Below are 21,162 nucleotides of genomic sequence, written 5' to 3' on the forward strand. Positions count from 1 at the left end.
CTGAGCCTGCCTGTCCTGGTAGAAGAGGGGTGATTTTAGTCCATTCCTGCTCGGTGATCTCATAGCGTCTCATGCCACAAAGATCGTAGGATTGGGTAAGTTTATCCTAATTGTCCACACACTCTAGCAGCCTACTCATGGGGCGGCTATTCATGCATGAATTCTAAAAAATACCTGATTCATCGCCCGACAGCCCCTGAACACGCTCCCACGAGAACGGGTACCAAACCCCGTTGTAATCATCGAAGACCTCAGTAGCGGGTTCGCAGGCAAAGAGCTTGTAATTGAATTTGGGGTAATCACTCGCCAGGTAACCTGGGTAGTAGAACAATTTTCCAACCCGCCGGGCGTACTCTATTTTCTGTAACATCAGAAACTTACCCAGACTCTGCTTGCGGTAAGCCGGGTCGTAGAAGTTCATAATCCCGGCGATACTCTCCAGCCCATTGTCGAAAATACCGGCGGCAATAAGCTTCCCACCGTCGCGTACTTCCACAACGTACGTATCGAATACGTTGAACACAGACCCATTGAGCAAACAGGATTCGACCGACTCGGGCGCGTCGAAATCAATGCCGTTTTTATAATTGGCATACAGCCGCTCCAATTCATGCGTGAGCCGGAACGGCTGCACGATCACCTCATATCGGCTGTTGATCTTTAGGATTCGGAGTTGACTTTTGCCGTAGGTTACGTTGGGCAGTACCAGCCGTAACCAGAACACCTGACACAGCTTGTCTTCAAAAAAAACGTACCGGCACGTAAACAGGTCCTGCTGCATTCGGAAGTACCCTTCACTCAGGTACAAATCGAGGTCTCGGCCTCTCATCGGCTGTAACATTTATGGATGGGCCTCAATTTCGGTTTTTGGCCAATGGAATGCAACCCCAACAAAAAAGCCCAACCATTTGGCTGGGCTTCTATATGCGTTTGTACGCCTGAGATTATTGCAGCTGCGCAACGGCAGCCTTGATCCGACCAACGGCTTCAACGAGGTTTTCGTCGGAAGCGGCCGTGCTGATACGCAGGCAGTTAGGCGCACCAAAGCCAGAGCCCGCTACCGTGGCAACGTACGCTTTGTTGAGCAGCCAAAGAGCAAAATCATCCGAATTCTGGATGGTCGTCGCACCGTCTGATTTGCCGTAGTACGCACTCACGTCCGGGAACGCGTAGAAAGCACCCGTAGGCACGTTCACCTTGAAGCCCGGAATATCTTTCAGCAGTTTCACCACCAGATCCCGACGACGCTTGTAGGCTTCGTTCATGGCGTAAGTTGGCTCCATCGTACCGGTCAGAGCGGCTACAGTGGCCTTCTGGGCAATCGAGTTCGTACCCGACGTTACCTGACCCTGTAGCTTCTCCACACCGTCGGCAATCCATTTGGCAGCACCGATGTAGCCAATCCGCCAGCCGGTCATGGCAAACCCTTTGGCCACGCCATTAACGGTAATCACGCGGTCGGCAATTTCGGGGATTGAACCGATGCTGAAATGTCCTTCGGGGGTGAAGTTGATGTATTCGTAAATCTCGTCGGCGAGCACATACACATTGTCGTGACGAGCAATCACCTCACCAATGGCGCGGAGTTCGGCTTCTGAATACACCGACCCGGTTGGGTTATTGGGCGAGGCAAACATAACTACCTTAGTGCGGTCGGTAATGGCGGCTTCGAGCTGCTCAGGAGTAACCTTGAAATCATTCTCAAATGCCCCGTCGATCACCACCGAACGGCCTTCGGCCAGCTTCACCATTTCGGAGTAGCTCACCCAGTACGGCGCAAAAATGATTACTTCATCGCCGGGGTTCACCAACACGCTGATTACGTTAGCGAGCGAGTGCTTGGCACCCGTCGATACCACAATGTTTTCGGGTTTCCAGTTAATGTTGTTGTCCCGTTTCAGCTTGTCTGCAATCGCTTTACGGAGATCGGGGTAACCCGCTACCGGCGAGTAACCGTGGAAACCATCGTCGATGGCTTTTTTGGCCGCATCACAAATGTGTTGGGGGGTTTTGAAATCAGGCTCTCCTACGCTGAGACTGATTACAGCGTGACCCTGAGCAGCCAGCTCACGGGCCATTTTGGTCATCGCCAGCGTTGAAGATTCCTCCAGCGCGTTAATCCGATCCGCTAAGGGATGGGTGGCGTTGAGCGTTGCAGACATAACAGTGAATTGTACGTTAATATTTTGACAACAAATCGACCGCAAAGATACTATGATTGTATCGTAAAGGCCTGATTATTGACAAAATATAATTTCTGCTCCAACCTGAGCCGGGCGTTCTAATTGGGTTCAACTACTATCGGGTACCTACCCCGACGGCAACGAATTTCCTTTCTACCGACGGTTGGCTTTCCAGCGACTCTCTTTGGCTTCGGTCACGGCCGTTCCGTTGGTAGCCGCGGGCTTCCGATTGGCAAATAACTGAGCCGCCAACACGGCCGCCAACTGAGCTTCAGCCGCATCGGGGGCTGGTTTGAGCACGTCGGGCGTAAAATAACGGTTCACAAAGTGCGTATCGAAGTTGCCCGACGTGAAAGCCGAGTGCCCCATCACATAGCGGCAGAAAGGCAACGTGGTTTGTACACCCGTGATTTGATACTCATCAATGGCCCGAATCATTTTCTGAATGGCCTCGGTGCGGTCGTTGCCGTAGGTGATGAGTTTGGCAATCATCGGGTCGTAATAAATCGGAATCTCCATATCCTGCTCAAAACCGTCATCTACGCGCACGCCATTGCCCTGCGGCCGCACGTAGGTTTGCAGTGTACCAACGTCGGGCAGGAAGTTGTTGGTGGGGTCTTCGGCATACACCCGCACCTCTACGGCGTGGCCTTTTATTTCGAGGTCCTCCTGTTTGATCGCCAGCTCTTTTCCCTCGGCAATGTAAATCATCTGCTTCACCAGGTCCACGCCCGTAATCTGCTCGGTTACGGGGTGTTCTACCTGCAGGCGGGTGTTCATTTCGAGAAAATAGAAGTTCAGTTGGTCATCGACGATAAACTCAACCGTACCCGCCCCGTAGTACCCGCACGCCCGGGCCACATCCACCGCGCACCGACCCATTTCGGCCCGAATTTCGGGCGTCAGTACAGCCGAGGGCGCTTCTTCCACTACTTTCTGATGCCGACGCTGCACCGAGCATTCGCGCTCGAAGAGGTGAATAATGTTTCCGTGCTGATCGCCCAGCACCTGAATTTCGATGTGCCGGGGCGAGGTCACGTATTTTTCAATAAACACCGACCCATCGCCAAAGGCCGAAATAGCCTCACTTACGGCACGGTCCATCTGCTCGTCAAAATCTTCTTCACGCTCCACAATCCGCATCCCTTTGCCGCCCCCACCCGCACTCGCTTTAATCAGAATCGGGTAACCAATCTGCGCCGAAATGACCTTAGCCTCCGCCCGGTCTGAGATGGCCGAGGGCGTTCCCGGCACCATCGGAATATTATAGGTCGATACGGCGGCTTTGGCGGCTAGTTTACTACCCATCACCTCGATACTTTCGGGCGAGGGACCCACGAAGATCAACCCGGCCTCACGCACCAATTGCGCAAAACGGGCATTTTCCGACAAAAAGCCGTAGCCGGGGTGAATGGCATCGACCCCCAACCGGCGACACACCTCGATAATGGTATCCGCTTTCAGGTACGACTCCGACGAGGGGGCTGGCCCTACGCAAACGGCCTCATCGGCATACCTGACGTGGAGCGCGTGCCGATCGGCTTCGGAATAGATAGCCACGGTCTGGATGCCCATTTCGCGGCAGGTGCGCATGATACGGAGGGCTATTTCGCCCCGATTGGCAACAAGTAGTTTACGGATGCTTGGCATTGGTCTGTACAACGAAGTGGCACTTCGTTGGGCCGTCAGGCCTAGAAAATGAGTACAGAAAAATCAGCCTAATGGCTCAACGAAGTGCCACTTCGTTGTACAATATGCAAATTAGACAAACGGTACGGAATGTTCATAAAATTGAATTTTAGAACGTTGAATTGGCCAATGCCAACATTTCCTGTATTTTTGCACTTATTAAACTAGCGACACCCGTATTTCGCTTAATAACAGGCACATAACCGGATAAACGACTCTAAAAAGTGGATTTATTTGAGAAATTACGTACGAACCTGGGGCCGATAGGCTCTTCGTCGAAAGAGCTGAGTGGTCATCACTATTTTGCATTTCCAAAGTTAGAGGGCGAACTCGGTCCACATATGATGTTCCGGGGCAAGCGAATGCTCAACTGGAGCTTGAATAATTACCTGGGGTTGGCCAATCATCCGGAAGTACGCAAAGCCGATGCTGATGCGACGGCTGCCTGGGGTCTTGCCTACCCAATGGGGGCCCGCATGATGTCGGGCAACTCCGATTTACACGAAGAACTCGAAGCCCGTCTGGCCAAGTTTGTGGGCAAAGAAGATGCCTTCCTGCTCAACTACGGGTATCAGGGCGTTATGTCGGCCATTGAAGCCGTTGTGGACCACCGCGACGTGATCGTGTACGATGCCGAGTGCCACGCCTGCCTGATCGACGGGATTCGGTTGCACAAAGCCAAGCTGGGCGAGTACTACAAGTTTAACCACAACGACATGGCCAGCCTGGAGAAAAACCTGCAGCGGGCCGAGAAGAAAGCCGCCGAAAAAGGCGGTAGCATTCTGGTTATTACCGAAGGTGTATTCGGTATGTCGGGTAAAGTGGGTAGCCTCGCCGAGATTGTAGCCCTAAAAGAGAAATATGAGTTCCGTCTGCTGGTCGACGATGCCCACGGGTTTGGTACGATGGGCGAGACCGGCGCGGGCGTTGGCGAAATGCAGGGTTGCCAGGAAGGCATCGATCTGTACTTCTCAACGTTTGCCAAGTCGATGGCGGCTATCGGGGCTTTTATTGCCGGTGACCACGACATCATCATGTACCTCAAGTACAACATGCGCTCGCAAACGTACGCTAAGGCCCTGCCCATGCCGTACGTAATTGGCGCCATGAAGCGTCTTGACCTGATTCAGCAGCACCCCGAACTGCGGGCTAAACTGTGGGAAAATGTGCAGGCGCTACAGAGTGGCTTGCGGGCCCGTGGGTTCAACATTGGCGACACTACCTCGCCCGTGACGCCGGTTCTGCTGCAAAGCGAAGGTGGCGTAGCCGAGGCCACGGCCCTTGTCCGCGACCTGCGTGAGAAACACGGTGTATTCTGCTCGATTGTGGTGTACCCCGTTGTGCCCAAAGGCGTGATTATGTTGCGGGTTATTCCAACAGCCGCCCACTCTCTGGAAGACGTTGAGTATACCCTAAACGTGTTTAGCGAAGTGGCCGAAAATCTCAAAAACGGCCTCTACAGACAATTAGTGGCCTCTCCGGTAGCCGAAGAGACCGTCGAAGTGTCGGCTGAGTCTGCCGCAGAATAAGGTTAGGTAACGCTTTTTGCATTTTTCTCCTATTTTTTTGGGTCAGCTATTGCGTTGTATACAAGAATGCCTAAATTTCAGCCGAAAACCGCGTTTTTAGCGGATTTAGGGCATTTTTAACAATTAAACCTCATCCGTACTATCATGGCACGATTTGATGAAGTAAAAAATCTGGTGATGTCACTGGAAGCTGATTTCGAGAAATTCTACGAGAAGAATAACCAGGCAGCAGGCACGCGTGTACGCAAAGGCATGCAGGATCTGAAGACGTTGGCCCAGCAAATTCGCTCAGAAGTTCAGGAAGCCAAAAACGCGGCTGCTAAGTAATAGCCCGTTCTCTCCTTATGAAAGAACCCACTGATTACCAGTGGGTTCTTTTGTTTTTAACCGATTCCAAATAAGTCCGGGCTTAAATCTTTTCCCGGTGCATAAGCTTTGCCACCCCTCGGGTTGTAACCTTGCCCGTTTGCTTATCGCGAACTTCGCCCAGAATTTCGGCGATGTGCCGGGCCTCGTCGATTGACTGCACCGTAAACGTGACTTCGTAATCGGTATCAACAAACATAGGCCGCAGAAACTCCAGCGTTTGGCCCAGATACACCGAGCCGTACCCCGGAAACTCGGTTCCCAACACTTTGGTGAAGATACTTGCCCCCAACATGCCGTGAATAATGGGTCGTTTGAAGGGGGTTTGAGCCGCAAATTCGGCATCCAGATGAAGAGGGTTGTTATCGCCCGTAACGCGGGCAAAGTCTTCTACATCGGCCTGCGAGAACCGAAAAGCGTGGCTGTACGTAGCATGAAGACCAAATTCAGGCGTCATAAGTTGGAGTTATAGAGGTGATTCCCGTAGATTCAGGACGCTAAATAACCGCCAAATAGTATGTCTATGACTTCACGTCGCCATTTTCTTCGCTGGGGAGCACTTGCTCTGCCTCAGTTTCAGCTGGCCAACCTGATTCCGGGCACAAAACCCGTTGCCAAAAAGCCAATTGTTGTTTCAACCTGGGACAGCGGCAAAACAGCGAATAATGGGGCCTGGCCCGTGCTGCAAAAAGGCGGCTCGGCGCTCGATGCGGTCGAACAGGCCGGTATTTTTATCGAAAACGAACCCAGCTGCTGCGTAGGTCTGGACGGCAACCCCGACCGCGACGGATACGTGACCCTCGATGCCTGCATCATGGACCATCAGTACAATTGTGGCTCGGTGGTATTTCTGGAGCGGATTAAACACCCGATTTCGGTGGCCCGGAAACTTATGGAAACAACCCCGCACGTGATGCTCGCCGGCGAGGGCGCCCAGCAGTTTGCTTTAGCCAATGGGTTTGCGCTGGAACCCCAAAAGCTCTCGGCCGACGCCGAACGGACGTACCGCCAATGGCTCAAGAAATCGGAGTACAAGCCTATTATCAATATTGAAAATCAGTCCCGGCCCAAACCAGACCGCAAAGGAAACGGGCCGTTTGCCCCCTCATTCTTTGACGACGGTACGCCTAATCACGACACTATGGGTACGGTAGCTCTCGATGCCGCCGGCAACCTCTCAGGCATGTGTACCACGAGTGGAATGGCGTTTAAAATGCGGGGCCGTATTGGCGACTCTCCCATTATCGGAGCCGGGCTGTACGTCGACAACGAGGTAGGAGCCGTAACCTGCTCCGGGCAGGGCGAAGAGGTGATTCGGATGTGCGGTTCGCACCTGGTTATTGAGTTTATGCGGCAGGGCAAAAGCCCCGAAGAAGCGTGCCGACTGGCCATCGAACGAATTGTAAAGCGTGATGTAAACCGGGCCAAAGAGTTTCAGGTAGGCTTTATTGCCCTGAGCAAGGCGGGCGAAATTGGCGCGTATTCAGTACAGCCTAACTTCTCGTACACGGTTATGGCCGACGGCATCAATAACGTGACAACCGCATCCAAGAGTTATTTCAAGTAAACAGGGGCCGCGGCTTCATCCTATCGTGTGTCGCGGCTCCTACCGAATTACCCCGTAGCTTTGTGAGCAGTTGCCTGCCGCTGGCGGGCCGGTTCTTACTTATGTTAAAACGCTTGTTTTCGCTCAACACCGCATCGCAGAAGCGGGTCTTCGGGCTGGATGTACTCCGGGCCGCGGCCATTCTGATTGTGGTTGATGCACACGCCAACAACGCGCTGGGGTCGTACCATCAGGGCGGGTTGCTGCATCAGTTTCTGCCCGATGGCGTGGAGTTGTTCTTTGTCTTGAGCGGCTTTCTGATTGGTGGTATCCTGATTCGGATTTATGAACAGGAGGGGCGCATGGATGGCCCCGTGCTGATAAATTTCTGGGTACGCCGGTGGTTCAGAACCTTACCAAACTACTACCTGGTTCTGGGAGGTCTTATTGTTATCAACCTGATTCAATCGTTTCTGGCCGGGCAGCACCACTCGTTACCGGACAAATGGACCCTTGCCAGCTATTTTGTTTTCCTGCAAAATTTCGCCCGGTACGTACCCGATTTCTTTCCCGAGACGTGGAGCCTCGCTATTGAGGAGTGGTCGTACCTGTTTATTCCACTCATCCTGCTCGGCTGGCACCGGCTTCGGCCGGCCCATTGGTCGCAGCAGCAAGTGGTTTTGGCCGTTATTCTGACGGTGATTGTGGGCACCAACCTACTCCGGCTCGTTTTGGCGCTTCAGCAACCTATTGCGGCCGGTGAGTTAGGCTTTCGGGGCATTGTAATCACCCGGCTCGACGCCATTGCGTACGGCGTACTGGCGGCTTACATCAAGCAATATTATCCTACTTTCTGGCGTAGCCCGATTGCCCAGAAAAACGCGTTCTGGCTAGGGCTGGTCATGACCGTCATTACCGCCTTCACGGCCTCGATTCTGATTCTGGCCTTTTACGTCGATAGTGGCATATACCCGGCGTATGTGTTTTACAAACGCACGTTTTACTTTCTGGTGATTGGCCTGAGTATGATGCTGCTCATTCCGCGAATGGATGCCTGGCGGTCGGCAACGGGCTGGATTCCGCGCGCCATTACGCACGTCAGCCTGATTTCGTACTCGCTGTACCTGCTCAACCTGACGCCCGTGATGGGGCTGCTTATCAACCGCATTCCGACAACCTCACTGGCGGTTGGCTACGGCAAGGTAGTCTTGTTTTGGGTAGTCAGCCTAGGCCTATCGACCCTGCTGCACAAGTATTACGAACTACCCATGACGAGTCTGCGCGACCGTATGTCGAAACGCGAGCCCCACCTCACCGAGACGGCCAACGTCCACTAATCCGGTTAGCTCGAATGGTCGCTGACAATAACCCAGCGGCCTTTGAGCTTGCGCCACAACAAGGTATAATGCCCCCCGGCATCGCCTACCTGCGGGCGGGTCAGGTGCCACTTGCCTATGACGTAAGCCACATTAGGGGCCGGAAATTCGAGCTTCAGAATATCAAACTTGAGCGTTCCCATCGACGCCCGGTCGGGATATCGCTTTTTGTAGTTGGCTAATGTAGCCTCGTACCCTTTGGTTACCCCAATTTTGCCCACAAACGTGAGCGAATCCGACTGCCAGTAGCCGTTCATAAAATCATCGACGCGGCCCGCATTCCAGTCGGTTGTCTGACGGTCGAGAATAGCCAGAATAGCCCGGCGGTCGGCGGCCGATTGCGCCATGGCTGCACCAGCAGTCCAAACCAGCAGTAGCGCAACAAATATCTTTCGCATAGCAGAAACAAACCCATTAGCGGGTTCGGCAACAATATACGCACGAAACCGAAACGGGTTTACGACTCACCCTCACCGAATTGTATCGATCCGAACAGCTCCTCCGCGCCGGAGCGAATCAGGCCGGAGCTTCCGCCGACCGGGCCGGGTAGTATCAATCGGTACCTCCCGGTTCTGATTGGGGTTCGTGGGTTTCACTTGCGGGCGCGCCGGGCGGGCCTGTTGGGTGTTTGGGGTCGAGGTCGATTGGTTCATCACCGGCGACTGCTGCGCCCCGGCCGTCAGCGCCAGACCCAGGAAACTCGACATGAGAAAGAAGGTCGTTTTCATACGTGATTTATCGTTTTAGTTTGTGGTTGGTTTTCCTCGAAGGAGCCGATGCCGTTTAAGGGCGTTTCTTGTAAAAACTCACGTTAAATATTACGTACCCCCAAACACCAGCGGCTGTAACAAAAGAGGCCGGACGGGCGCTATTCCCATCCGGCCTTTCCTGAATCATCACATTCATGGATTAAACTGCTTGTTAATTAATCCGTGGTGCTGCGAGGTCTTGTTGTATTACTCCGGCGACCATTTCGCATATTCGAGTTCGTATCCATTGTCTGATTCGTGGTACGGTCGGTTGAACGTACCCGGTTCTGACCCCGGCGAGTATTACCCTGTTGCATGGTCCGGTCTTCCTGCGTCGAATAACTTCCGCTGTTCGTGCTACCCGTACCGGTTGTGCCAGTTGTACCCGTTGTGCCTTGCGTGTTATAATTTCCCGAGTTCGTATTCTGCGGGTTAGTCTGCGTTGTACCCGTAGGCTGCTGCGTTGGCGTGGTACCTGTATTGTATTGGCCGCCCGTAGTAGTGGGCTGGGTCTGATACGTACCCGCGTTCGTGTTGGTGCTCGATGGCTGCGTCTGATACGTGCCTGAGTTTGTATTCGTGTTCGACGGGTTGTTCATCGTACCCGTGCCGGTTGTACCGGTTGGCGTTTGCGTCGAGTTCGTTGTTTGCGCCTGGGCGTTCAGGGTCATACCAGCTGCCAGCATGAAGCCCATGATCATTAGCTTTTTCATCACTAAAACCTGTTTTGTCTATAGTTTTGGTCGTTTACCAAAATCCTAACAGCTGGTTTTAAGACGATGTTCGTTTTTATTGAGGGAACGGACCAGCCGACACCCCAACAACGCAAACAAAATCAAAATAATGAATACCTAAAAGGCTACAGTTTCAGCCTTACGGCCTCTTCTTTGAGCCTTGCCTTATCAATCGGAACCACGCCGACCGATTCACAGACAAGCCCGCCACCGAGGTTCGACAAACCCGCAACCAACTGGGGTGGCTGCCGCAGTGCCACACAGCAAGCGGCAATACTAATGACGGTGTCGCCCGCACCCGACACATCCGATATTTGCCGAAGATGGGCCGGCAAGCGGTGCTGCTGGTTATCAAAATCAATGTAAACGCCCCGTTCTGACAGAGTAATGAGCGCCCCCTTGATCTGCAACGACTCTTTCAGGGTGTCGACCGCCTGCTGAAATTGGGTGGGATCGTCAACATCAAATTCCAGTTTCAGGCCCTCCTTCAGTTCTTTCAGGTTTGGCTTGAAAAGCGTGGTATGGTGGTAGTTCAGGAAGTTACGCTTTTTGGGGTCGACCACCGTCGGAACACCCTGCTCATTGGCGAAGGCGGTAATCTCGGCAATCGACTCGGCATTGAGTACCCCTTTGTCGTAATCCTCAAAAATAACCACCTGACAGGTCGGAATCAGCTCTTTGGCTTTGGCAATAAGCTGGGCCCGCTCGGTAGCCGTGATATGCTTGTCGGTTTCGGTATCTACCCGCACCACCTGCTGCGAACCGGCAATAATCCGCTCTTTGATGGTGGTAATGCGCGACTCGCTCCGAATCAGACCATCGCACGACAGGCAACGCTCATTCAGTTGCCCAACCAGCCGATCACCGGGCTCGTCGGTACCAATTACCGAGCAGATGATAGCCTCAGCACCCAGTGCCTGCACATTAAGGAGCACATTGCCTGCACCACCCAGCCGCAACTCCCGCCGAACCACATTCACTACCGGAACCGGGGCCTCGGGCGATATACGGTCAACGCGACCCCACACGTAGGAGTCGAGCATCACATCACCAATAATGAGCACCCGAAGGGTATTAAATGCATTGAAAAGTTCATCGATGGCGACTTCACGCGGGGCATTTCCGTTCTGGGCATTGCCATGCCCGACCGTATCGAGTGCAGGACTCATGAGCAGCATTTGAGTTGTTTCTGGGTGCAAAGAAACGAAAAAGGCGTGGCACCAATGTACCTTTGCCTATGACTTTACCAAACCGCGACTCTGCTGTTATCTGGCATCCGTTCACTCAGATGCAAACAGCCCCACTCCCGATTCCGATTGTGCGGGGCGAGGGTAGCCTGCTTTTCGACGCATCAGGCCGGTCATTTCTGGACATGATTTCGTCCTGGTGGGTAAACCTGCACGGGCATAGCCACCCCCACATTGCCCAACGCGTGAGCGAGCAGCTCAACACCCTGGAACACGTCATTTTTGCTGATTTCACGCACGAGCCCGCCGTTCGGCTGGCAGAGCGGCTTCTCCCCCTGCTGCCTACCAACCAGCGCCGGGTATTTTACTCCGACAATGGCTCCACGGCCGTTGAGGTAGCCCTGAAAATGGCGTTTCAGTACTGGCATAACCTGGGGCAACCGCGTCGGCGGGTGGTAGCTTTCGAAGATGCGTATCATGGCGACACCTTCGGGGCAATGGCCGTAGGTGGGCGCAGCGCCTTTACGGCTCCGTTTGTTCCGTTTCTGTTCGATGTTGAATACCTGCCTGCTCCTACTCCTGGCCGTGAAGAGGCTGTACTCGAACAGGCACGGCACCTGTTTGCCGACGATGTAGCCGCCTTTATTTTCGAGCCTCTGGTACAGGGGGCCGGAGGCATGGTTATGTACGAGCCGGAGCCCATACAAGCGCTTATCCGCATGGCGCGTCAGCACGGCGCTTTGGTGATTGCCGATGAGGTGATGACCGGATTCGGGCGTACCGGCAAGACGTTTGCCTGCCACTACCTGACCGAGCAACCCGACCTGATGTGTTTGTCGAAAGGGCTCACCGGTGGCACTATGGCCCTGAGCGTAACTACCTGCACAGCGGCCATTTACGAAGCGTTCCTGTCGACCGACCGCTACAAGACTCTTTTTCACGGCCACTCGTTTACGGCCAATCCGGTGGCTTGTGCGGCATCGTTGGCCAGCCTCGATTTACTGCAGAAGCCCGAAACCGAACAGGCCATTGCCCGCATCGTGCAAAAGCACCAAACCTTTGCCGATACGCTACGGCAACATCCAGCCGTTGAAAACGTGCGGCAGCGCGGTACGATTCTGGCGTTCGATCTGCGGGTTTCGGGCGAGGGTAGCTCGTATTTCAACAGCATTCGGGATGTAGCGTACCGCTACTTGCTCGACCGGGGCATTCTGATGCGGCCACTGGGCAACGTGCTGTACCTGCTTCCCCCCTATTGCACCACCAACGAACAACTCGACGAGGCTTACAGCGCCATCCTCGGCTTACTCGACACGCTGTAAAACTAAAACATGAGTCATCCCAAATTTTAAGGTAGCAGAGGCCTCGACTCGACGCCCCGTTAGGGGCCCAATGTTGGTAGAAAAGACGTCTCCCGCCTATACCAAAGCCCCGAAGGGGCGTAACCCTAAACAAGTTACGCCCCTTCGGGGCTTTGATATTCGGTCTATTTCCCGGGTTAGCTACCAACATTAGGCCCCTAACAGGGCATTCAAGGAGGAGCTTGGGTTAAAATCATCAAGACCTCGAAAATTCGGGATGACTCATGTTTGATTAGTATCTAACGGGCAGCTACACTTCAACCGACGAGGTGTACCGGTCGACAACCTCATTGGGATGCACCTGCAAGACATTGGCCAACACCAGCAGAACCAGCGTACGGGAGGCAATTTTGCGGGGAACATTGGCCAAGCTCGCAAACGTATCTACGGTGATGGTCTGATGCTGACTCAAGTGTTGCATCAACACCCGCTCTTTGTCGCCATAGGTAAAGCGTACGCTACGGTCCGCGCGTTGTCCTTTCAGAATTTCCCGAACTTCTTTGCTTGCCTGCACCGAACGGTCGGCTACGCGCACGTAAGCTTTCTTCTCTTCGGGCTTGTCGGCGTCGAGAACCACATAATGCGGCCGACCGGGGCTGGCCGGAATCTTGAACAGGAGCACCTCGCGCTCGTCGTAAAGCGGAATACGCTCAACGGTGTACGGAATGGCCGGGAAGCAGAATTTCTGGATGGCGCGTTCGAGCAGGTACAGGTCTTCGTCGGCATGTTTAAGGCCGGGAATACTCAGGTCATCGTTCACACCGATAAAGAGCAGACCGCCTTCTGAATTGGCAAAAGCGACTACCTCACGGATAATTTTTTCGGGGTGATTGACTTTCAATTTAAACTCGATCTGCTGGCCTTCACCCCGACGAACCAGATCTTTGAGTGCCCGGTAGTCCATAATTGGCTTACTGATTGTGTGGAGCACTTACTTGTCTAAATATACAACGGGTATTTAAAAACACAAGTACGGCTTTCCGGCGGATGTTATTATCTTGTTACGAAGTTGAGCGAATGGCGTTAAGGCCCAACTTTCTGGCCACAAAATCGGTTATCTGAACAGGGTCGCAGGGCCCACCTGTCTGATTAACCTAACTTAATAACACAAAAATGCTACTAAACGTTGCCTTAGTCATCGGGACGTTTCTGTTCATGGAGGGCGTTGCCTGGTTTACCCATAAGTACGTCATGCACGGTATTTTGTGGAGTTGGCACCGCGATCACCACAACCACCACAAAGGTTTTTTTGAACGAAACGACCTGTTTGCCGTCGTTTTCAGCGCCGTTTCCATCTCGCTGATTGTGACGGGTGTCGAGGTAGAGTCGCTCCGTTTCCTGGCCTGGATCGGCGGTGGTGTAACACTGTACGGCATCTTCTACTTCGTTTTCCACGACATCATTGTTCACCAGCGGGTGAAGTTCAAACACCGCTTTACCGGCCCGTATATGCAGCGAATTATCCGGGCGCACTACATTCATCATAAAGTACACACCAAAGAAGGCGCCGAAGCCTTCGGGTTTCTGTACGCCCCAAAAAAATACGACCGGAACGTTCGGTCAACTACATCGGCTACCGAAGCCTAATCTCGGTAAACCCTGAGTACACGCATGAACCGTACAACCAACCTTCACCGCTTACGCACCGAACAATTTGATGTATGTATTTTAGGCGGTGGAGCCACTGGGGCCGGTTGTGCACTCGATGCAGCCAGTCGGGGTTTGAAAACAGCCCTGATCGAACGCAACGATTTTAGTTCGGCCACCTCCAGCAGTTCAACCAAACTGGTGCATGGCGGGGTGCGGTATCTGGAGCAGGCCTTCAAGAAACTCGACCCCAAGCAACTTTCTATGGTCCGCAAGGGCCTTTACGAGCGGCAAACGGTTTTGCGGCTGGCTCCGCATCTGGCTCATCCGCTGGCCCTGCTCACGCCCTGTAAAAACTGGTTTGCTGGTCTCTATTTTACAATTGGCCTGAAACTGTACGACCTACTGGCCGGTAGCCGCCGGTTGGCCCCCAGCCGCTGGCTCTCCCGGAAGCAGGCTCTGGAATACTTCCCGGCCTTTTCGACCAGGGGGTTTCACAGTGCGGTGCTGTACTACGACGGTCAGTTCGACGATGCCCGTTTCAATCTGGGCCTGGCGCAAACCGCCGATGGGCAAGGGGCGGCTGTAGCTAACCACTGCTCGGCAATTCGGTTTGAGACTGATGACACAGGCGCAGTTCGGGCGGTGCTGTTGCGCGACGAACTAAGTGGCGAGACATTCTGGCTGCGGGCGCGCGTGTTTGTGAATGCAACGGGCACACTGGCCGATTCGCTCCGGCGCGAGGCCAACCCCAAACAAGCCAACCGGATGCGCGCCAGCAAAGGGGCGCACGTAGTCCTGCCCATGCAGGCTGTGGGTAACACCCGGGCGGCTCTGCTCATTCCCGAAACGTCGGATGGGCGGGTGCTGTTTGCCATTCCGTGGCGAGGTCATTACCTCATCGGTACCACCGATACCGAAGCCGATCCCACCGAAACGCCGTATCTACAGCCCGACGAGGCTTCGTTTCTGCTCAAACATGTCAGCGAATACCTCACCGTGCCACTCTCGGCCGATCAGGTGACGGGCGGATTTGCCGGCCTCCGGCCGCTGTTACAAGCCGACCCCAATGCCGATTCGAAAAGTCTGGTTCGTGACCACGAGGTGGAGGTCGACGAAAAATCAGGCCTGGTTAGCATAATGGGCGGCAAATGGACAACCTACCGGCTCATGGCACAGGATACCATAGATGTATGTTGCGAGCGGCTGGGAACCCCCAAAGATTGCCATACTGATAAGCTAACGCTGCTGGGCGGTAGCGGGTACACGCCCGAATTTGTGGAGTCGCTGGTGAAGCGTCATGTGCATGTACCGGCACAGACCATCCGGCATCTGGCCCAAACATACGGCACACAGGCATCGGTAATACTCGACCTGATCGAAGCCGACCCAGCCCTTGGCGAAGAGCTGGTTACGGGGCATCCGTTTGTGAAGGCAGAAGTTTGCTATGCAGCCCGGCACGAGATGGCTCAAACTCTCGAAGACCTGCTCTTACGCCGGATTCGGCTCGGCCTGGTCGACTGGCGGGCGGCTTTAGCGGCAATCCCCGCTGCAACGGCACTGCTTAGCACCGAACTCGACTGGTCTGATGCGCACGCTCAGGCACAGCAACAGGCCTTCAAAACCCAAATTCAGACGTATATCGAGCAGGCAAAACATGGCCACTCTGAACCACTTTTAAAGTGATGAGTGATGAATCGGTTGGCTCAAGCGTAAAAAGGCGCGTCAGATAACTCATCACTTACAAAACAGGCCCCGTAGCATCTAGTTACGGGGCCTGTTTGTGTATAATGGGCGGGAGTTATTCCCGATTAGTATTCATCTTCATTAAAGAAGAAATCGTCCTTAGTTGGGTAATCCGGCCAGATTTCTTCGATGCTTTCGTAGGGTTGCCCATCGTCTTCCAGTTCCTGAAGGTTCTCAACCACTTCGAGTGGAGCTCCCGAGCGGATCGAGAAGTCAATGAGTTCATCTTTGGTGGCGGGCCAGGGGGCATCTTCCAGATACGACGCCAATTCGAGTGTCCAGTACATACGTATTACTTGTTTTAGAGTCTTGCTTTATGAGGGTGCAAAAGTAAAAAAATTTATATATCCAAGGGTCCTTTCGTAAAATTCTGCCCTCAGATAGAATAAACGGCGTTTAGGCCATAAACTGAGTGGCTATGCATTTGTTTATTTTGCGCTCAAATAAAGCTTTTTCACCATGCAAATCGAAATCTGCTGCTACTCGCTCACCGATTGCCACACCGCCGAACAGGCCGGCGCCGACCGGATTGAACTCTGTGGTGGCCTGAGTGATGGCGGCCTAACGCCCAGTGCCGGCCTGATTCAACTCGTTAAAGAACAGGTCGGGATTCCGGTTTGGGTGATGATTCGGCCGCGTGGGGGCGACTTTGTGTATGACGATGCCGAAGTAGCCGTTATGGAGGCCGACATTGACATGGCGCGCCAGCTCGGTGCTGATGGGCTGGTGCTCGGTTGTCTGCAACCGGATGGTTCTGTTGATGAACCGCTCACCCTGCGGTTAATAAACCGGGGGCAGGGCCTGCCAGTTACGTTTCACCGGGCATTTGATGTGTGCCGCGATCCGCTGTCGGCCCTGGAGGCCATCATCCGCACGGGTGCGGTTCGTATTCTGACGTCGGGGCAACAACCCAATGCACCGGCCGGGGCCGCCCTTCTGCAAACATTGGCCCAGCAGGCCGCCGGACGCATACAAATTATGGCCGGAGCCGGTGTAAACGCTCAAAACGCCCAACAGCTCGCCCAGACCGGCGTCGATGCGCTTCATTTGAGCGGTCAGCAAACAACGCACAGCCCCATGCAATACCGGTCGGAAGTGGTACGTATGGCATCGGCCGTGCAGGGCGAGTACGACCGGCACGGGGCCAGTCTGCAAAAAATCAGGCCGGTTGTTGAGCTGGTTCGCGCCCACACGAACGGGGTAAACCTGCCTAACCACTAACTTCAACAGAACGGTTACGGCCAACCCGTTGCTGAACATCCCGCAGGGCATCAGCATAAGGCTGGTACAAAACCCGCGCGGGCGGCTGTCCGGCCCGACTCAGGTGGACATCCCAAAGCCCCGAATGATGCCACTCGCGGTCAAGGTGGTCCCAGTCGGGCCGGTCGATGATAGGATACAAACAAACGCCCCAGAGTGGAACACCTTGCTCAATAGCTGCCCGGCACTCTTCGCCCACAAACCGAATCCAGCCCGGCCGGTCAATACCGGGGTGACTCGTTTCGGTGAGGGCCACCGGGCGTTTATACCGACCGTAAGCCTCAATAAGTAAGCTACGCAGAGGCCGCCAACGGGGGTCGTTGCCTTCATTGAGCCATGGCAAAAAATCGAATGTGGGTATTACCCATTGATTGTTGTAGTAGTAATTAAAACCCAGAATATCGAGGTTTTCCTCGGTTCCGCCCAGTTCGGGGCACATACGGCCAGCCAGCATATCAACCGCCTGATACTGGTTGGTATGAGCCTCGGCAGCCTGTTGAATCTGCTCAAAATCGGGGTGCAGCGGAGGTACCATATTAACTAGCGGCTCGGTGGTCAGAATACGCACCGTGGGGTCAACCTCGCGCATGGCCGCAATACCTTCGATGTAAGCCCGCATCAGACCGTACTTAACCGCAAAACCCTGGTTGGTGGTGTACGGCTGCGTTCCGCGGGCATCGCCCCCCAGCCACGAGATGAAACTGACCTCGTTGATGGGCGTAACTACCAGCGGGCCGTCGGGGCGGAGGTCGCGGTACATTTGCACAAAAGCCCGGCAGAGAGCCGCAAAACGCCGGGCAAACATCGGATGCAGGGGGTGTAAGTCGTCGGCGTAGCCGAAGTGGCAAATATCCCAGACTTGCTGAATACCGTGGACCCGACCCCGTTCCATTAGGTATTGCACCTCAGACCAGTCGTACTGGTAAGGCCGTTTTTCAACCTTACTCCAGCCTATTCCTTCCCGAACAGTTTGCAGGTCAAACGCCCGAATTCGCTCATAATCGGCATCGCAGAGAGCCAAATGGCCGGTAATATCGAGAAAATCGACCCGATTACCGAAGCAGTTCAACTGGTCTGTACATTCAAAACCCGCCCACCAAAACGAGGTAAACGGGTTCTGATTATAATTACTGATAGTCATTCGCGAGGGTTTGAGGCTAATTAACTACTAATCGGCCCGGTCTCACTTTCGTTACAAAAGCCGATTGAGTGGCCCCCTCTTCCGCGAATAACTACCCGTTGGGAGCAGGACAAGTTTATTTTTTCGACCGCCCGGCGGCCCGGAGGATTACAGGATATACAGGATTTTCTACGACCCCAATAAATCCTGTATATCCTGTAATCCTCCGGGCCGCCGGGCGGTCATAAAACTTTTTTGGCAAGCCTGCCGTGAGGAATCTTACTCCCTGGAACCTCATCTTAAGCATGGAGACACGAAAGTCCTCAACCGCTCAATCCTCCCAATCAAACGACCGCTCAACGGCCTTACTCCAGCCCCGCAACAAACGGGCGCGGGTAGGCTCATCGAGATTCGGCTGGTACGTTTTGCTGACTCCCCAGTTCCGGCACAAGTCGTCGGTATTTTTCCAGTACCCTACGGCCAAACCGGCCGCGTAAGCAGCTCCCAAAGCGGTGGTTTCGGTAATGGTTGGGCGCACCACCGGCACATCGAGAATATCGGCCTGAAACTGCATGAGCAGGTTGTTGAGGGTCATTCCCCCATCCACACGCAGTGAACTGAGTTCAATACCAGCATCCTGCTCCATCGCCCGAACAACGTCGTAGGTCTGGTAAGCCGTGGCTTCGAGCACCGCCCGGGCAATGTGGCCTTTGTTGACAAACCGGGTCAGGCCAGCCACTACCCCGCGCGCATTGGCCTTCCAGTAAGGCGCATACAGGCCCGAGAAAGCCGGCACAAAGTACGCACCGCCATTGTCGTCAACGGTTTTGGCCAGCGTTTCCACATCACCACTGTTTTTAATCATACCCAGGTTATCGCGCAGCCACTGCACCAACGCACCCGTAATGGCTACGCTTCCTTCAAGGGCGTAATTGACCGGCTCATTGCCAAATTTGTAAGCAACGGTAGTCAGCAGGCCGCAGGTTGATTCGCGGAGTTCGGTACCCGTATTGAGCAGCAAGAAGCACCCCGTTCCGTACGTATTTTTTGCCTGACCGGGCTCAAAACAGGTTTGGCCTACCAGAGCCGCGTGCTGATCGCCCAGAATACCGGCCACGGGCACCCCCGGCATTACCTCAGAGGCTACCATACCAAACACCTCGCTGCTGGAGCGGATGGTAGGCAACATGGCGCGGGGAATATTGAAATCACGCAGAAGGTCATCGTCCCAGTCGAGGGTACGGAGGTTCATCAGTTGCGTCCGGCTGGCGTTGGTCACGTCGGTAATGTGGAGGCCTCCCTGCGGTCCGCCGGTCAGGTTCCAGGTGACAAACGTGTCCATTGTTCCGAACAGGGCATCGCCCCGCTCGGCATCGGCCCGCAAACCGGCCACGTTATCGAGCAGCCAACGCAGCTTCAGACCACTGAAGTAGGTGGCTAATGGCAGGCCGGTTTGCGCCCGGAAGCGGTCTTGCCCACCCGTTGCCGAGAACGAGTTGACCAACTCGCCCGTGCGGGTATCCTGCCAAACGAGGGCATTGTAGTAAGGCTTACCCGTTTTCCGGTTCCAGACCACCGTTGTTTCGCGTTGGTTGGTAATACCGATAGCCTGAATATCGTTGGCGTGGAGTTTGGCCTTGATCCGGGCGAGGGCAATTACTTCGAGGGTATTCTTCCAGATCTCCTCAGGGTCGTGTTCAACCCAGCCGGGCTGCGGATAAATCTGCTTGTGTTCTTTCTGCGCCAGCGCCACAATGGTACCCTGCCGGTCGAAAACAATGCAGCGAGTACTGGTAGTGCCCTGATCAATAGCGGCAACGTAAGACATGAGTCAATAAGGGTTTATTGCTAAACCACAAACTTGCCGATTGTTTGGGACTGTATCAAGTGCCGGGCCTTTGTGTTGGTACAATATGCGCACACGGCCGCAACACCCCTCCGGGCGCGGGGATTGTTACCGAACGATTAAGCAGAAACGGATTGGCTACCGCAAATCGTCGGGGGTTGTGATTTTGATATTGGCGTAGTCGCCTTCGATCAGGGTAATGGGAAAATGGGCGTACTCCATCACACTGGCACAGTCGGTAAAGAAAGGCTGTTCCTCTACGGCAAACGCCTGCCGAAACCAATCGAGCCGGAAGGTTTGCGGGGTTTGCACGAGCCGCACCCGGCTCCGGTCTACGGCCTGACTCCGGCCATCTTCCTCAACAAGCCGAACCGAGTCTTTGGCCGGTACGCAGGTAACCGCACTCCCGGTTTGGGCCGCCGTTTCGAAACCCCGGCGGATAATATTAGTCGATACAAAGGGGCGCACCCCGTCGTGTACAGCTACGAATCCTTCAGGAGCCTCAATAGCCGCTAAGCCATTTCGTACCGACTGGAACCGGGAGGCACCGCCAATAACGGTCTGTACCGGCCCGTCGAACCCGTGCTCGGCGCAGAGCGCCTGCCAGGTTTCGAGATCACGGGCGGGCAATACCAGAATGATGTGCAGGTCGGGCGAATAGGCCCGAAATTGTTCGAGGGTATGTTGCAGGATGGGCTTGCCGTTGAGCAACAGGAACTGTTTAGCCACGGCCGATTGCATACGGCTACCACTCCCCCCGGCAACAATGATCGCGTAGTGGGTCATAAGGAAAAAAGGAGTGAGGAGATAGAAGTGGGGGGGGGGGGGGGGGGGGGGGGGGGGGGGGGGTGTGGGGGGGGCGGCACCGCGCGGCCCGCACCAC

Annotated in this window: 21 protein-coding genes; 8 read left to right on the forward strand and 13 right to left on the reverse strand. The window is 54.4% G+C overall.

The features are described 5' to 3' along the window. Positions 1 to 163: 163 nt before the first annotated feature. The 3 genes from F5984_RS24665 to accC all read right to left on the reverse strand — a co-directional run bounded on the left by F5984_RS24665 (position 164) and on the right by accC (position 3,833). Positions 164 to 829: an arginine-tRNA-protein transferase gene (locus F5984_RS24665; protein ID WP_152126825.1), complete on the reverse strand. Its 666-nt coding sequence runs from the start codon at positions 827 to 829 to the stop codon at positions 164 to 166. Positions 830 to 944: 115 nt separating this feature from the next. Then, the gene (locus tag F5984_RS24670; protein WP_152126826.1) at positions 945 to 2,162 is read right to left on the reverse strand and encodes a pyridoxal phosphate-dependent aminotransferase; all 1,218 of its coding nucleotides are present in this window, start codon (positions 2,160 to 2,162) and stop codon (positions 945 to 947) included. Positions 2,163 to 2,336: 174 nt separating this feature from the next. Continuing rightward, a complete protein-coding gene (accC, locus tag F5984_RS24675) occupies positions 2,337 to 3,833 on the reverse strand; it encodes an acetyl-CoA carboxylase biotin carboxylase subunit (protein ID WP_152126827.1) in 1,497 nt (498 codons plus the stop codon). Between the two features lie 263 nt (positions 3,834 to 4,096). Here accC and F5984_RS24680 point away from each other — a divergent pair, with 263 nt between their 5' ends. Together F5984_RS24680 and F5984_RS24685 are read left to right on the forward strand one after the other, a co-directional pair. After that, a complete protein-coding gene (locus tag F5984_RS24680) occupies positions 4,097 to 5,401 on the forward strand; it encodes an aminotransferase class I/II-fold pyridoxal phosphate-dependent enzyme (RefSeq protein ID WP_152126828.1) in 1,305 nt (434 codons plus the stop codon). A gap of 144 nt (positions 5,402 to 5,545) precedes the next feature. Further along, the gene (locus tag F5984_RS24685; RefSeq protein ID WP_019988775.1) at positions 5,546 to 5,728 is read left to right on the forward strand and encodes a hypothetical protein; all 183 of its coding nucleotides are present in this window, start codon (positions 5,546 to 5,548) and stop codon (positions 5,726 to 5,728) included. Positions 5,729 to 5,810: 82 nt separating this feature from the next. On the opposite strand, the gene F5984_RS24690 is transcribed toward F5984_RS24685, so the two are convergent. After that, entirely contained in the window at positions 5,811 to 6,224 is a 414-nt protein-coding gene (locus F5984_RS24690; RefSeq protein ID WP_152126829.1) for a MaoC family dehydratase, read from the reverse strand. A gap of 66 nt (positions 6,225 to 6,290) precedes the next feature. Between F5984_RS24690 and F5984_RS24695 the strand changes: the two genes are divergently transcribed. Further along, the gene (locus F5984_RS24695) at positions 6,291 to 7,334 is read left to right on the forward strand and encodes an isoaspartyl peptidase/L-asparaginase family protein (protein ID WP_152126830.1); all 1,044 of its coding nucleotides are present in this window, start codon (positions 6,291 to 6,293) and stop codon (positions 7,332 to 7,334) included. A 101-nt stretch (positions 7,335 to 7,435) separates the two neighbouring features. Next, complete coding sequence (locus F5984_RS24700; RefSeq protein ID WP_152126831.1) at positions 7,436 to 8,650, forward strand: acyltransferase family protein; 1,215 nt, start codon at positions 7,436 to 7,438, stop codon at positions 8,648 to 8,650. 5 nt (positions 8,651 to 8,655) lie between these two features. Here the strand turns inward: F5984_RS24700 and F5984_RS24705 are convergent, their stop codons facing one another. The 4 genes from F5984_RS24705 to F5984_RS24720 form a co-directional block, all read right to left on the reverse strand. Next, complete coding sequence (locus tag F5984_RS24705) at positions 8,656 to 9,087, reverse strand: YybH family protein (protein WP_152126832.1); 432 nt, start codon at positions 9,085 to 9,087, stop codon at positions 8,656 to 8,658. A 72-nt stretch (positions 9,088 to 9,159) separates the two neighbouring features. Further along, a complete protein-coding gene (locus F5984_RS24710; protein WP_152126833.1) occupies positions 9,160 to 9,417 on the reverse strand; it encodes a hypothetical protein in 258 nt (85 codons plus the stop codon). A 197-nt stretch (positions 9,418 to 9,614) separates the two neighbouring features. Beyond that, positions 9,615 to 10,151 carry a hypothetical protein gene (locus F5984_RS24715; RefSeq protein WP_152126834.1) on the reverse strand — a complete coding sequence of 179 codons (537 nt, stop codon included), beginning with the start codon at positions 10,149 to 10,151 and terminating at the stop codon, positions 9,615 to 9,617. Positions 10,152 to 10,297: 146 nt separating this feature from the next. Beyond that, positions 10,298 to 11,341, reverse strand: a complete 1,044-nt coding sequence (locus F5984_RS24720) for a bifunctional heptose 7-phosphate kinase/heptose 1-phosphate adenyltransferase (RefSeq protein WP_152126835.1) — start codon at positions 11,339 to 11,341, stop codon at positions 10,298 to 10,300. A gap of 68 nt (positions 11,342 to 11,409) precedes the next feature. On the opposite strand from F5984_RS24720, the gene bioA reads away from it, so the two are divergent. Beyond that, complete coding sequence (gene bioA / locus F5984_RS24725) at positions 11,410 to 12,681, forward strand: adenosylmethionine--8-amino-7-oxononanoate transaminase (RefSeq protein WP_152126836.1); 1,272 nt, start codon at positions 11,410 to 11,412, stop codon at positions 12,679 to 12,681. A gap of 289 nt (positions 12,682 to 12,970) precedes the next feature. On the opposite strand, the gene F5984_RS24730 is transcribed toward bioA, so the two are convergent. Beyond that, positions 12,971 to 13,624, reverse strand: coding sequence for an AlbA family DNA-binding domain-containing protein (locus F5984_RS24730; RefSeq protein WP_185155641.1), 654 nt, complete (start codon positions 13,622 to 13,624; stop codon positions 12,971 to 12,973). Between the two features lie 209 nt (positions 13,625 to 13,833). Between F5984_RS24730 and F5984_RS24735 the strand changes: the two genes are divergently transcribed. Continuing rightward, the gene (locus F5984_RS24735) at positions 13,834 to 14,307 is read left to right on the forward strand and encodes a sterol desaturase family protein (RefSeq protein WP_027303013.1); all 474 of its coding nucleotides are present in this window, start codon (positions 13,834 to 13,836) and stop codon (positions 14,305 to 14,307) included. Between the two features lie 24 nt (positions 14,308 to 14,331). Further along, positions 14,332 to 15,993, forward strand: coding sequence for a glycerol-3-phosphate dehydrogenase/oxidase (locus F5984_RS24740; RefSeq protein ID WP_152126837.1), 1,662 nt, complete (start codon positions 14,332 to 14,334; stop codon positions 15,991 to 15,993). A gap of 125 nt (positions 15,994 to 16,118) precedes the next feature. On the opposite strand, the gene F5984_RS24745 is transcribed toward F5984_RS24740, so the two are convergent. After that, complete coding sequence (locus F5984_RS24745) at positions 16,119 to 16,340, reverse strand: DUF2795 domain-containing protein (protein ID WP_015329640.1); 222 nt, start codon at positions 16,338 to 16,340, stop codon at positions 16,119 to 16,121. Positions 16,341 to 16,512: 172 nt separating this feature from the next. Between F5984_RS24745 and F5984_RS24750 the strand changes: the two genes are divergently transcribed. After that, on the forward strand, positions 16,513 to 17,274 hold the full coding sequence (locus tag F5984_RS24750) for a copper homeostasis protein CutC (RefSeq protein WP_152126838.1): 762 nt from the start codon (positions 16,513 to 16,515) through the stop codon (positions 17,272 to 17,274). Here the strand turns inward: F5984_RS24750 and F5984_RS24755 are convergent. The 3 genes from F5984_RS24755 to F5984_RS24765 form a co-directional block, all read right to left on the reverse strand. Continuing rightward, positions 17,264 to 18,454, reverse strand: a complete 1,191-nt coding sequence (locus F5984_RS24755) for an amine oxidase (RefSeq protein ID WP_152126839.1) — start codon at positions 18,452 to 18,454, stop codon at positions 17,264 to 17,266. The two genes, F5984_RS24750 and F5984_RS24755, sit on opposite strands and share 11 nt — an antisense overlap. 310 nt (positions 18,455 to 18,764) lie before the next feature. Continuing rightward, positions 18,765 to 20,261 carry a glycerol kinase GlpK gene (gene glpK / locus F5984_RS24760; protein ID WP_152126840.1) on the reverse strand — a complete coding sequence of 499 codons (1,497 nt, stop codon included), beginning with the start codon at positions 20,259 to 20,261 and terminating at the stop codon, positions 18,765 to 18,767. Between the two features lie 156 nt (positions 20,262 to 20,417). After that, on the reverse strand, positions 20,418 to 21,065 hold the full coding sequence (locus F5984_RS24765) for a 2-C-methyl-D-erythritol 4-phosphate cytidylyltransferase (protein WP_152126841.1): 648 nt from the start codon (positions 21,063 to 21,065) through the stop codon (positions 20,418 to 20,420). Positions 21,066 to 21,162 lie beyond the last annotated feature (97 nt).

Source organism: Rudanella paleaurantiibacter (genome assembly GCF_009184635.1).
GTDB lineage: Bacteria > Bacteroidota > Bacteroidia > Cytophagales > Spirosomataceae > Rudanella > Rudanella paleaurantiibacter.

Excerpts from the sequence above, each read along its gene's own strand:
- F5984_RS24730 (WP_185155641.1), bottom strand. The coding sequence starts at position 13,624 with ATGGACTACCGGGCACTCAAAGATCTGGTTCGTCGGGGTGAAGGCCAG.
- F5984_RS24720 (WP_152126835.1), bottom strand. The coding sequence starts at position 11,341 with ATGAGTCCTGCACTCGATACGGTCGGGCATGGCAATGCCCAGAACGGA.
- F5984_RS24745 (WP_015329640.1), bottom strand. The coding sequence starts at position 16,340 with ATGTACTGGACACTCGAATTGGCGTCGTATCTGGAAGATGCCCCCTGG.
- F5984_RS24685 (WP_019988775.1), top strand. The coding sequence starts at position 5,546 with ATGGCACGATTTGATGAAGTAAAAAATCTGGTGATGTCACTGGAAGCT.
- F5984_RS24670 (WP_152126826.1), bottom strand. The coding sequence starts at position 2,162 with ATGTCTGCAACGCTCAACGCCACCCATCCCTTAGCGGATCGGATTAAC.
- F5984_RS24715 (WP_152126834.1), bottom strand. The coding sequence starts at position 10,151 with ATGAAAAAGCTAATGATCATGGGCTTCATGCTGGCAGCTGGTATGACC.
- accC (WP_152126827.1), bottom strand. The coding sequence starts at position 3,833 with ATGCCAAGCATCCGTAAACTACTTGTTGCCAATCGGGGCGAAATAGCC.
- F5984_RS24750 (WP_152126838.1), top strand. The coding sequence starts at position 16,513 with ATGCAAATCGAAATCTGCTGCTACTCGCTCACCGATTGCCACACCGCC.
- F5984_RS24690 (WP_152126829.1), bottom strand. The coding sequence starts at position 6,224 with ATGACGCCTGAATTTGGTCTTCATGCTACGTACAGCCACGCTTTTCGG.
- F5984_RS24700 (WP_152126831.1), top strand. The coding sequence starts at position 7,436 with ATGTTAAAACGCTTGTTTTCGCTCAACACCGCATCGCAGAAGCGGGTC.
- F5984_RS24695 (WP_152126830.1), top strand. The coding sequence starts at position 6,291 with ATGACTTCACGTCGCCATTTTCTTCGCTGGGGAGCACTTGCTCTGCCT.
- glpK (WP_152126840.1), bottom strand. The coding sequence starts at position 20,261 with ATGTCTTACGTTGCCGCTATTGATCAGGGCACTACCAGTACTCGCTGC.
- F5984_RS24710 (WP_152126833.1), bottom strand. The coding sequence starts at position 9,417 with ATGAAAACGACCTTCTTTCTCATGTCGAGTTTCCTGGGTCTGGCGCTG.
- bioA (WP_152126836.1), top strand. The coding sequence starts at position 11,410 with ATGACTTTACCAAACCGCGACTCTGCTGTTATCTGGCATCCGTTCACT.
- F5984_RS24765 (WP_152126841.1), bottom strand. The coding sequence starts at position 21,065 with ATGACCCACTACGCGATCATTGTTGCCGGGGGGAGTGGTAGCCGTATG.
- F5984_RS24755 (WP_152126839.1), bottom strand. The coding sequence starts at position 18,454 with ATGACTATCAGTAATTATAATCAGAACCCGTTTACCTCGTTTTGGTGG.
- F5984_RS24740 (WP_152126837.1), top strand. The coding sequence starts at position 14,332 with ATGAACCGTACAACCAACCTTCACCGCTTACGCACCGAACAATTTGAT.
- F5984_RS24735 (WP_027303013.1), top strand. The coding sequence starts at position 13,834 with ATGCTACTAAACGTTGCCTTAGTCATCGGGACGTTTCTGTTCATGGAG.
- F5984_RS24705 (WP_152126832.1), bottom strand. The coding sequence starts at position 9,087 with ATGCGAAAGATATTTGTTGCGCTACTGCTGGTTTGGACTGCTGGTGCA.
- F5984_RS24665 (WP_152126825.1), bottom strand. The coding sequence starts at position 829 with ATGAGAGGCCGAGACCTCGATTTGTACCTGAGTGAAGGGTACTTCCGA.